The organism is Sellimonas sp. (assembly GCF_047234585.1).
Taxonomy (GTDB): domain Bacteria; phylum Bacillota; class Clostridia; order Lachnospirales; family Lachnospiraceae; genus Sellimonas; species Sellimonas caecigallum.
The window spans coordinates 1-11295 of record NZ_JBKSWG010000044.1; the positions used below are offsets into that span (position 1 = coordinate 1).

12 protein-coding genes are annotated in these 11295 nt (G+C 44.1%); 9 read left to right on the plus strand and 3 right to left on the minus strand.

From position 1 onward, the window contains the following. The first annotated feature begins 148 nt into the window (after positions 1-148). The 3 genes from ACLROL_RS11680 (at position 149) to ACLROL_RS11690 (ending at position 2811) form a co-directional block, all read left to right on the plus strand. Positions 149-406, plus strand: a complete 258-nt coding sequence (locus tag ACLROL_RS11680; protein WP_087199283.1) for an HPr family phosphocarrier protein — start codon at positions 149-151, stop codon at positions 404-406. 27 nt (positions 407-433) lie between these two features. After that, entirely contained in the window at positions 434-2056 is a 1623-nt protein-coding gene (gene ptsP / locus ACLROL_RS11685) for a phosphoenolpyruvate--protein phosphotransferase (protein ID WP_413067892.1), read from the plus strand. A gap of 113 nt (positions 2057-2169) precedes the next feature. Continuing rightward, entirely contained in the window at positions 2170-2811 is a 642-nt protein-coding gene (locus ACLROL_RS11690) for a formate/nitrite transporter family protein (protein ID WP_087199286.1), read from the plus strand. A gap of 157 nt (positions 2812-2968) precedes the next feature. Here ACLROL_RS11690 and ACLROL_RS11695 read toward each other — a convergent pair whose 3' ends face one another. Next, the gene (locus tag ACLROL_RS11695) at positions 2969-4000 is read right to left on the minus strand and encodes an ABC transporter substrate-binding protein (protein ID WP_087199288.1); all 1032 of its coding nucleotides are present in this window, start codon (positions 3998-4000) and stop codon (positions 2969-2971) included. Positions 4001-4196: 196 nt separating this feature from the next. Between ACLROL_RS11695 and ACLROL_RS11700 the strand changes: the two genes are divergently transcribed. Further along, complete coding sequence (locus ACLROL_RS11700; RefSeq protein ID WP_413067893.1) at positions 4197-4874, plus strand: hypothetical protein; 678 nt, start codon at positions 4197-4199, stop codon at positions 4872-4874. A 31-nt stretch (positions 4875-4905) separates the two neighbouring features. Here ACLROL_RS11700 and ACLROL_RS11705 read toward each other — a convergent pair whose 3' ends face one another. After that, positions 4906-5109, minus strand: a complete 204-nt coding sequence (locus ACLROL_RS11705) for a hypothetical protein (RefSeq protein WP_087213453.1) — start codon at positions 5107-5109, stop codon at positions 4906-4908. 126 nt (positions 5110-5235) lie between these two features. On the opposite strand from ACLROL_RS11705, the gene ACLROL_RS11710 reads away from it, so the two are divergent. Together ACLROL_RS11710 and ACLROL_RS11715 are read left to right on the plus strand one after the other, a co-directional pair. Then, complete coding sequence (locus tag ACLROL_RS11710; RefSeq protein WP_087199714.1) at positions 5236-5955, plus strand: phosphatase; 720 nt, start codon at positions 5236-5238, stop codon at positions 5953-5955. Between the two features lie 86 nt (positions 5956-6041). Then, positions 6042-6335 carry a YerC/YecD family TrpR-related protein gene (locus ACLROL_RS11715; RefSeq protein WP_087199293.1) on the plus strand — a complete coding sequence of 98 codons (294 nt, stop codon included), beginning with the start codon at positions 6042-6044 and terminating at the stop codon, positions 6333-6335. A 50-nt stretch (positions 6336-6385) separates the two neighbouring features. Here ACLROL_RS11715 and ACLROL_RS11720 read toward each other — a convergent pair whose 3' ends face one another. Continuing rightward, positions 6386-6982, minus strand: a complete 597-nt coding sequence (locus ACLROL_RS11720) for a DUF1836 domain-containing protein (RefSeq protein WP_221919203.1) — start codon at positions 6980-6982, stop codon at positions 6386-6388. A 181-nt stretch (positions 6983-7163) separates the two neighbouring features. Between ACLROL_RS11720 and pcrA the strand changes: the two genes are divergently transcribed. The 3 genes from pcrA to rlmD all read left to right on the plus strand — a co-directional run bounded on the left by pcrA (position 7164) and on the right by rlmD (position 11282). Further along, the gene (pcrA, locus tag ACLROL_RS11725; protein ID WP_287448449.1) at positions 7164-9410 is read left to right on the plus strand and encodes a DNA helicase PcrA; all 2247 of its coding nucleotides are present in this window, start codon (positions 7164-7166) and stop codon (positions 9408-9410) included. A 116-nt stretch (positions 9411-9526) separates the two neighbouring features. Then, positions 9527-9775, plus strand: coding sequence for a DUF4366 domain-containing protein (locus ACLROL_RS11730; protein WP_087199299.1), 249 nt, complete (start codon positions 9527-9529; stop codon positions 9773-9775). A 133-nt stretch (positions 9776-9908) separates the two neighbouring features. Further along, positions 9909-11282, plus strand: coding sequence for a 23S rRNA (uracil(1939)-C(5))-methyltransferase RlmD (rlmD, locus tag ACLROL_RS11735; protein WP_221919201.1), 1374 nt, complete (start codon positions 9909-9911; stop codon positions 11280-11282). Positions 11283-11295 lie beyond the last annotated feature (13 nt).

Genomic DNA, 11295 nt, shown 5'->3' on the forward strand with positions numbered 1-11295 from the left:
AAGTAAACTCTACTGTCCCTTAGAGGGGTGGAATTTAAAATTTCATTTTAGGAGTCAACGATTTATCAATGCTTAATGTTGACCAAATACCCTTTTTTGTGGTAGCATTGTTTTATAAAATTTAAGAAAGAAAAGGAGATATAGAACTATGAAAGAGTTTACTTACGTAATTACTGATCCGGAAGGAATCCATGCAAGACCGGCTGGAATGCTTGTGAAAACGGCAGCTGGGTTCAAGAGTGATATCAAGATTGAAAAAGACGGAAAGGCAGTCAACGCAAAGACAATCTTTGGAGTGATGGGCCTTGGCGTAAAGAAAGATATGGAGATCAAGATGACGATCGACGGAGAAGATGAAGATCAGGCAGCAGAAGTACTTCAGAAATTCTTTAGTGAAAATTTGTAATATAAAAGGGAAATGAAGGGCAGCCATATGATTACTTTAAAAGGAAAAAGCGTATTTGGCGGTGTAGCTATTGGTAAAATCGCTTTTTATAAGAGAAAAGAACAGCAGATCAAACGCATCCATGTAGAAGATACACAGGCAGAGATCAAACGCTTTGAGGAAGCAAAGGCAGAAGCGATCGAACAGTTGAAAGGTCTTCACGAAAAAGCGTTGGCAAATGTGGGCGAAGCAAATGCCATGATCTTTGAAATCCATCAGATGATGCTGGAAGATCTGGATTACAATGAATCGATTCATAATATCATTACGACACAGGAAGTCAATGCAGAATATGCGGTGGGAACTACGGCAGATAATTTTGCCGCGATGTTTGCAGCAATGGATGACGCCTATATGCAAGGGCGTGCAGCCGACGTAAAGGACGTGTCTGAACGTCTTGTAGCTGTTTTATCCGGAGAAGGAGAGGGCGGTCTTCATACTGACGAGCCGGCGATCATCGCAGCAGATGATCTTGTACCGAGTGAGACAGTACAGCTTGACAAGAGCAAAGTGCTTGGATTTGCAACAATGTATGGGTCTTCCAATTCCCATACGGCAATTCTTGCGCGTACGATGAGCATTCCGGCTGTTATCGGACTTGGAGAAGAACTGAGCCCGAACTTTGATGGGAAGATGGCGATAATTGATGGTTTTTCTGGATGTGTGTATGTAGATCCGGATGAAGAGACAATGAAAGCCATGAAAGAAAAACAGGAAGAAGACCGGAAGCAGAAAGAACTTCTCAATGAGTTAAAAGGGAAGGAAAATGTGACGAAAAGCGGTCAGAAAATCAACCTTTATGCAAACATCGGAAGCATTTCCGATATTGGACTTGTTCTGAAAAACGATGCAGGCGGGGTTGGACTCTTCCGAAGCGAATTTTTGTATTTGGAAAATGACACATTCCCGACAGAAGAACAGCAGTTTTCCGTATATAAGAAAGCAGCTGAGAGCATGGCTGGGAAAAAAGTCATTATCCGTACACTGGATATTGGAGCGGACAAGCAGGTAGATTATTTTGAGTTGGAAAAAGAAGAAAACCCGGCTCTCGGATACAGAGCGATCCGAATCTGTCTGACAAGACCGGAAATCTTTAAAACACAGCTTAGGGCACTCTACAGAGCTTCCGCGTTTGGACAGATTGCCATTATGTTCCCGATGATCACTTCCGTGTGGGAAGTAAAGAAGATCAAGGAAATCGTGGAAGAAGTGAAAAAAGAACTGCGGGAAGAAGGCATTACTTTCTGCGAAGACGTAGAGATGGGAATCATGATCGAGACGCCAGCTGCAGTTATGGTCAGCAGAGACCTTGCGAAGGAAGTGGATTTCTTCAGCATCGGAACGAATGACCTGACACAGTATACGCTGGCAATCGACCGTCAGAATCTGAAATTGGATCCATTCTATGATCCGCATCATCCGGCGGTGTTGGAGATGATCCGTATCGCGGCAGAAAGTGCACACGCAGAAGGAAAATGGATTGGAATCTGCGGCGAATTGGGCGCTGATCTGGAACTTACGGAGACATTCCTGAAGATGGGAATCGACGAACTTTCAGTTTCTCCTTCCATGATCCTGCCAATCAGAAAGAAGATAAGAGAAACAGAATAGAAATGATGGAAAGGGTGTCCGGACTGGATACCCTTTTTTAAAAGAGTTTGCATTTTTTTGATAGAATAGGTACAATTTAGCTGTTAAAAAAATATCAAAATACGGAGGAGAAAATGAAAGAAAAGTGGATCAGCAGCGTCATGGCAGGAATTTTTATTGCAATGGGGGCGATGGTTTACCTGTCTATCCCAAATACGATCGTTGCAAGCCTGTTCTTTTCGACAGGAATCCTGCTTGTATTAAACCTGCATAACATGTTGTTAACAAGAGTCTGGCCGATGACAGTCTATAACGGATCTTACCGTCTGAGCGATTCGGTCATCGCCTGGGTGGGAAATGGGATAGGAACAATACTGGTTGCAGTTCTCATCCATTTTACCAGATTTGAAAAAGGGATTTTGGAAAAAATCGAAGGGATCGGAAAGACGAAACTGTCCGATGATCCTGCGAGTCTTATCATACTGGGCGTTTTTTGCGCCATGTTTGTAGCCTTTGCGGTATTTGTCGGCGGTGTGAAACAAAAGAATGGTTCGTTTGCGCAGATTTTCTATGTATGGCTTTTTATCACAGCATTCGTATTCTGTGGATTTGAACATATTATTGCGGACATGTACTATCTGAGTGTATACATACTGAATTTTGGAGCTCTGCCAATGGATGTGGCAAAAGTACTCATCTGTGTGACAGTCGGGAATCTGATAGGCGGAGGATTTGTCGGATACGCGGTGCGCAAATTGGAAGAACATCAACAGTAAAAAGAATTGCAATTTAATAGCCAGTACAGGGAAATGTACTGGCTGAGGGAAAAAGTTATGAAAAAGTTAATTTGCAAAGTCTAAATTACTTTGCTGATTTAATAATAGCGTCTAAATGTGAAAAAAGTGTGTTTAAAATATCAAAAAAGTATTAAATCTAATTTTTAACAGCTTTCTTTGCGAATTCTGTCGTGACTAGATCGTCGTATGGAGCTCTTGTCTCCAGCTCTCCTGCATCTTCCAGAATATCCTGGAGAAGCTCGAAACTCTCCTCGTTGAAGATGAGATCTTCCTTCCACGTTTCCTGTTCATGGTAACGGGACACGATAGTTGTGATCGTCTCAAGATCATTTTCTTTAAACTGAGGCTGTATGATTTTGGCAATCTCCTCAGAAGTGTGAGAGTTGACATAGTCCATTCCTTTCTGGAGAGCATCCGTAAATCCCTGAATGACATCCGGGTTTTCTTCGATATAGCTTTTTCTGGCGGAAAATGCGGTATACGGAACATATCCGCTGTCTTTTCCAAGGGATGCCACGACATAGCCTTTGTCGGAAGCCTCCAGCGTAGTCGCGCCCGGCTCAAATTCTACAGTGAAATCCCCTTGCCCGCCGGAAAAAGCAGCCGCGGTGGATCCAAAATCGATATTTCGGTTGATCGTGAGATCCTTTTCCGGATCAATTCCATTCTGTTTTAAGATATATTCAAAAACCATCTCTGGCATGCCGCCTTTTCGTCCGCCAAGAACGGTTTTTCCCTTTAGATCCGTCCACTGGAAATCCTCCATCGGTTCCCGGGAAACGAGGAAATTGCCGGCACGCTGGGTAAGCTGGGCAAAATTGACGACATAATCTTTGGCACCTTCGTTGTAAGTGTAGATGGAAGATTCGGATCCCATAAATCCAATATCTGCCTGGTTGGAAAGGACGGCAGTCATTGTTTTGTCGGCTCCAAACCCTGTGACAAGTTTCAGATCGATGCCTTCCTCCTCGAAGTAACCTTCCTCGATGGCAACATACATAGGAGCGTAGAAAATGGAATGAGCTACTTCATTCAAAGTCACAGCTACAGTCTCCTTTTTCTTATCATCCGTTTTTTTAGAAGTTTCTTTTGTGTCCGGCGAACATCCGGCCAGGATGGACACAGACAGCAAAGCTGCCGTGAGTGCGCTGAAAACTTTCTTTTTCATAAATACCTCCACTGTTCATTATTTCTAAGATTACAGTATGCCAAAAGGAGACAGATGTGCGCGGACTTTGCAGGAACCGTCATTTTGCAGGACAGTGGGCTTGCAAATCGCTGTTTCCCATGTTATAGTCTGTTTTGTAACAGTAAGAGACAGAATAGAATCACAGCAAAAGAAATACAGGAAAGGTGTAATTGATATGAAAAAATATGTAAAACGAGGTCTTGCGTTTCTTTTGTCCTGCACAGTCCTTTTGGCAGCGGGGTGTGGGGAAAAGTTTGACGCCTCCGGATATACGAAAGCTGTTTTGGACGCAGGGACAAGGGGCGAGACAGAAAAATACGAGGAATTTACAAAAAGCAGTAAAGAAGAAGCCAAAAAGCAGTACGATAATTTTATCGATACGGAGATGCAGGAATTTGAAGCTCTCGGCGTTTCCGAAGAATTGCTGACAAAGTACAAAGAGTATGTAGCTTCTCTTCTAAAAGAGACAAAATATGAAGTGGGGGAAGCGAAAGAAGATGAGGATGGGAATTTTACAGTGGAAGTATCTGTCCAGCCTATTAAAGTGTTTGACGGAGTCAAAGATACGCTGAATCAGAAGGTGCAGGAGTATACAGCACAGGTAGAGCAGGCAGCCATGCAGAATCAGCAAGTACCGTCTGACCAGGAGATTACAGAAACGATCGGACAGATGCTCTATGAAACACTGAATGGCACGCTGGCAAATCTCTCATACGGGGAGGCAGTCAAAAAAGTCGTGCATGTGAAAGAAACAGCGGAAAAGAATGTCTGGGAAATTCCGGAGGCAGAGGCCAGGGAACTGTTCCTTTCCCTTCTGGACATGACAGGAGTGGAGGAAATTGCAAATCCATAGACAAGACCAATCAAAAAGAGCGGCACCTTTTTCAGCCGCTCTTTTTTTCTGTCTCTTTTTTTGGCACTTCCGGAGGTACAAATGCGTAAACTTCCTCGTAGGATTCAAGCTCTGCTCTGGATTGGGGAGCAGATGGAATCAGTCCGGTACAGTCGTTGGCAGAAGCGGAATTGGCGAGGTAGTCATAGGAGTCAATGATTCGCTTCTGGTCTTTTGAGTTCTCTTTGTTCTGCAATTTTATCACCTCACTAACAGTTTCTGCGAAATCAGGAAAAATATGTGAGGTTTGTACTGGAAAAAGAAATGTGTTACACTGTTAACAAAACAGAAGAAAGCAAAGAAAAGAAAGAAGGAAAAGAAAATGAAGATCGCAGTGGACACTCATTCACACACAATCGCAAGCGGACATGCATACAGTACGATGAAAGAGATGATCCTGGCGGGGATAGAGAGAGGACTGGAAGGGATGGCCATCACGGAACACGCGCCCAAAATGCCGGGAACTTGTTCAGAGATCTATTTTCAGAACTATGCAGTCATACCGAGAAAAAGAGGCCATTTCTCATTGATGATGGGAGTGGAGTTGAATATTATGGATGAGAATGGGACAGTAGATCTTCCGCAGGGAATCCTGAGAACTATGGATATTGTGATTGCCAGCATCCACGGACTTTGCTACGGAGAAGGAAAGACACGGGAGGAAAATACAAACGCATATCTGAATGCGATGAAAAATCCGTATATTCATATTATCGGACATCCGGATGATGGAAGGATTCCGGTAGATTACGAAAAGCTTGTGCGTGCCGCCAAAGAAACACACACTCTCCTGGAAGTCAATAATTCTTCCCTCCGGCCAGGTGGATTCCGTGTCAATACCTGGGCAAATGCAAAAGAAATGCTGGAAATCTGTAAAAAAGAAGAGGTATATATTACAACAGGCAGTGATGCCCATGTCGAAGACGATGCCGGGAATTTTAAGTATGTAAAGAAGATTCTTGAGGAAGTGGATTTCCCGGAAAAACTGATATCTACCACATCATACGAAAAGTTTCAGTCTCTTCTGAAAAAGCAGGGATAGCTTAAAAACACTGGACTTTATAAATTTAGTGTGCTAAAATAAGTTATGGCAGAAAAACTTGCCCGAATAATTCACGGAGGGTAGATATGAGTAGAAAAATTAAAACAGATGCTGTGGACAGTTTATTTGAAGCCATTTTAAGCCTGAAGGATAAGGAAGAGTGCTATATTTTCTTTGAAGATATCTGTACGATCAATGAGCTGCTTTCCTTATCACAGCGGTTTGAGGTTGCCAAGATGCTGAGAGAGCAAAAAACCTATCTTGAAATCGCAGAGAAGACAGGTGCATCGACAGCCACCATCAGTCGTGTGAATCGTTCTTTAAATTACGGAAATGACGGATATGATATGGTATTTAAAAGGCTTGAAAATAAAGAGTAAGTAAAAAGACGCCGGTTTGTTCCGGCGTCTTTTGTTATGAAGCATGTTGTTTAATGCCTGGATGTCGGGAAGGAATCGATGACTTTCTCGATGATCTGCTTTTTGATGTAGACGTCAAAACTAAGAGAGCAGATAAAAGCAAAAAGCTGAAGCATCTCCCGGTCTTCTTCCGGTGCATCCGCGTAGCTTTCCGATGCCTGTGCCCAGAGCGCGGTAATATCATCCTGTACAGACTGTACGCGGTTCTTCTCCATCTGGCAGACTTCCTCATATACAGAGGAGAGATCAAAATCCGCGTCTTTACCAAAATACTTTTCCGTAAGCGGCTTCAAGAGGAGATCGATGTCCCGTATGGAAAGAATATTTTTAAAATAATAGATAAAAATCAGGATCAGCACATGCTCTTTGGAATACTTCTTCTTGACCGGCGGCGGGAGAAGATCATTTTTTGCATAATTGTTGATCATGGTTTTTGTGAGGATCTTGTCCTGCGGATACCGTTTTGTGGATTCGAGCTGTTTTTCCATAAACGTGGTAACCTGGTCCATATAAAGATCTATATTCGGAATCTCGCCCGAATGGATATAATCAATGCGAGAGAGGCTCTCTAAAATACTATTCAGCAAGTCGTCTGTCTTAATCGTCATATTGCATACCTCATTCCTGTAAATCTCAATATATACATTATATAGTTTTTGATACTAGATGGCAAGAAAATTGTAGAAAGCTTTTTGTAAAGGCAGTGTGGGAGTTTGATCTCGCATGCTTTACAGACCGAACAGACGTGTGGTATACTGGAACAATCAAAATGACACAGGAGTACATAGAATGAGTATTTACGATTCATTGAATGAGAAACAAAAAGAGGCGGTCTTGCATACAGAGGGGCCGCTTTTGATCCTCGCAGGTGCAGGATCCGGGAAGACAAGAGTCCTGACACACCGGATCGCTTACCTGATAGAAGAAAAAGGAATCAATCCGTGGAATATCCTGGCTATCACATTTACGAACAAAGCAGCAGGGGAAATGAGAGAACGTGTGGACAAAATCGTAGGGTTTGGTTCGGAAAGTATATGGGTCAGCACGTTCCATTCTGCGTGTGTACGTATTCTCAGGAGATTTATCGACCGTCTGGGATACGATACCAGCTTTACTATTTATGACGCAGACGACCAGAAATCGCTGATGAAAGATGTGTGCAGATATCTCCAGGTGGACACAAAAATTTATAAAGAAAGAAGTCTCCTGGCAGCTATCTCTGCGGCAAAGGATGAATTGATCACACCAAAGGAATATCTCCTGAATGCAGGGGGAGACTTTGGAAAAAAGAAGATTGCAGAAGTGTACGAAGAATATGAAAAGCAGCTCAGGGCAAACAATGCACTGGATTTTGACGATCTTCTTCTGCGCACAGTCCAGCTCTTCCAGACACAGCCGGATGTGCTGGATTATTACCAGGAACGTTTTCGCTATATCATGGTAGACGAGTATCAGGATACGAACACGGCGCAGTTTGAACTGATCCGTCTTCTCTCCTCAAAATACAGGAACCTCTGTGTGGTGGGTGACGACGATCAGTCCATCTACAAATTCCGCGGGGCAAACATCAAGAATATCCTGAGTTTTGAGGACGTATTCCAGGATGCAAAAGTCATCAAGCTGGAACAAAATTACCGTTCTACCGGAAATATCCTGGATGCGGCAAATGCGGTCATCAGCCACAACGTAGGGCGAAAAGAGAAAAAACTGTGGACGGAGAAAGACGCGGGAGAAAAGATCACGTTCCGTCAGTTTGACACAGCGTACGACGAGGCAGACTATATTGTAAGCACGATCAAGGGGAAGACACAGTCCCAGAACGCTTCATACAATCAGTTTGCTGTTTTGTACCGGACTAATGCACAATCCCGTCTTTTTGAAGAACGGTTCGTGACGGCAAACATTCCTTACAAAATCATCGGAGGCGTGAATTTTTATGCAAGGCGGGAAATCAAAGACCTTCTTGCCTATCTGAGGACTATCGAAAATGGAAGAGATGATTTGGCAGTGCGCCGTATCATCAACGTGCCCAAAAGAGGGATCGGACAGACATCCATCAACCGGGTGCAGGAATATGCGGCTGAAAAAGAAATCAGTTTTTACGAAGCGCTCCTGGCGGCAGATCTGATTCCTGGTATCGGGCGAAGCCTCCCGAAGCTGGAATCATTCGCCGCTTTGATCGAACACTTCCGGGCAGAGGCAGGAACGATGGATCTTTTGGAGCTTCTCAATGAGATCATCGATACGATCGAGTATGAAGACTATTTGCGGGATATCGATGGCGAAGACGCGGAGAGCCGGATCGAAAACGTGGACGAACTGCGAAATAAAATGGCCGCCTATATTGAAAGCTGTGAAGAGACAGACGAAAAGCCGACGCTTGGAGGCTTTCTGGAAGAAGTTGCTCTCGTGGCAGATATCGACAACCTGGATGAGACAAGCGATTATGTCGTGCTGATGACACTTCACAGCGCAAAGGGACTGGAGTTCCCATACGTCTTTCTGGCAGGTATGGAGGATGGGCTTTTCCCTAGCTATATGACGATCACAGCCGATAATCCGATGGAGCTGGAGGAAGAGCGCAGACTTTGCTACGTTGGAATCACGAGGGCTATGGATGACTTGACACTCACAAGTGCAAGACGCAGGATGGTTCACGGAACGACACAGTACAACAATCTGTCCCGATTCCTGAAAGAAATCCCGATCACGCTTTTAAACACCGGCACCGGACGTCTCGAAGAGAAGAAAAACATGGATATTCCGAAAAATGACGTCTACGCGAAGGCAAAAGAGGCATTTCGGACACAAGCGTTTGGAGGAGTCACAAAGCCGGTACAGCAGTTTAAAGTTGCAGGTCAAAAGGGTCCGGGCTATGACGTGGGAGACCGAGTGCGCCATATGAAATTCGGAGAAGGGCTTGTCACTTCCATTACAGAAGGCGGACGAGACTACGAAGTGACGGTTGATTTTGATCAGGTAGGCACGAAACGAATGTTTGCAGGATTTGCAAAACTTCAGAAAATAGAAGAATAAATCGCCGAAAACACATCAAATTTCACATAAAAAGATGGCAAAATGATTATGATAGTGGTATAATTATTGCAACAAAGTAAGCGTTAGATGGTAACACATCGGAAAGGAGAGGGAGCATGAGCGGAAAGTTTGAAGAGATTATGGCAGCTTCCAAATTAAGTGAGTTATTACAGAAAAAGGATGAAGATAAGACTAAAAAAGTGATCGTCTGGGTACTGGCTATCGTAGGAGCTGTTGCAGCCGTTGCAGCGATTGCTTACGCTGTGTATTCTTTCTTTACACCGGACTATCTGGAAGACTTTGAAGAAGATTTCGATGATGATTTTGACGATGACTTTTTCAACGAAGACGATGAAGTAGAATAAAGCGTTTCGACAATGATGAAAGAGAAATAGGGCAGGAGCAGATTTCCTGTCTTATTTTTTGTCCTGCGAAACAAATCCGCAAAAAGCCATAACAAATAGAAAAAACAGAGAAAAACAGGAGTGATAAATCAGAATGAAAAAAGGGAGCGTATATGAAGGACGCGTAAGCTGCGTAAAATTTCCCAACAAGGGAATCGTAAAAGTGGATGGAGAGGAGAAAGAAATCATTGTAAAAAATGCCATCCCGGGCCAAACAGTAAAAGTTTCCGTCAATAAAGTAAGAAAAGGAAAAGCAGAAGGGCGAATACTGGAAGTAGTGGAGCCGTCAGAAATGGAAATCCAGCCTCCATGTCCGCACTTTGGCGCCTGCGGCGGCTGCACCTATCAGAATCTTCCATATGAAGAACAACTAAAGCTGAAAGAAGCCCAGGTCAAAGAACTGCTTGACGGGGTAATCTCAAACTATATCTTTGATGGAATCAAAGAAAGTCCTGTAAAGGAATGTTATCGAAACAAGATGGAATTCTCCTTCGGAGATGAATATAAAGACGGACCTCTCTCCCTCGGTATGCACAAGAGAGGAAGCTTCCATGATATTGTGACCGTCTCCGACTGCCGGATCGTGGATGAAGATTACAGAAAAATACTGGAGTGCACCCGGAATTACTTTGCCGCCCAGTCTGTCCCATTCTATCATCGCATGCGCCACGAAGGATATCTCCGCCACCTGCTTGTGAGAAAAGCAGTAAAGACGCAGGAAATCCTCGTGGATCTCATAACGACGACCACTTACACAGGAGAAGACGCACTTCTGGAAGGATGGAAAGACGCGCTTCTTGCCCTGGAACTGGACGGAACATTCGCAGGCATCCTCCACACGAAGAATGACAGCCTGGCGGACGTCGTAAAAGATGAAGGGACAGAAATCTTATTCGGACAGGATTTCTTCTATGAAGAACTGCTGGGATTAAAATTCAAGATCACGCCATTTTCCTTCTTCCAGACAAACTCCCTTGGAGCTGAGGTGCTGTATCAAACTGCGCGCGACTATATCGGAGAGACGAAAGACAAAGTCATCTTTGACCTGTACAGCGGTACGGGAACCATTGCCCAGATCGTCGCACCTGTGGCAAAGAAAGTGGTAGGAGTGGAGATCGTGGAGGAAGCTGTGGAAGCTGCCCGTGAAAATGCCACGCTGAACAATCTGGAAAACTGCAGCTTCTGGGCTGGGGATGTCCTGAAAGTCATCGACGATCTCCAGGAAGTGCCGGACCTCATCATCCTGGATCCTCCGCGCGATGGAGTCCATCCAAAAGCGTTGGAAAAAATCATTGATTTTGGTGTGGACACGATGGTCTATATCTCATGCAAGCCGACCAGCCTGGCAAGAGACTTGGAAATGCTCACAGGAAGAGGGTATAAAGTAGAAAGAGTAAGCTGCGTGGATTTATTTCCAGGGACATATCATGTGGAGACTTGTGTGTTGCTACAAAGACGAACTATGTAGAAATCCTTAATTT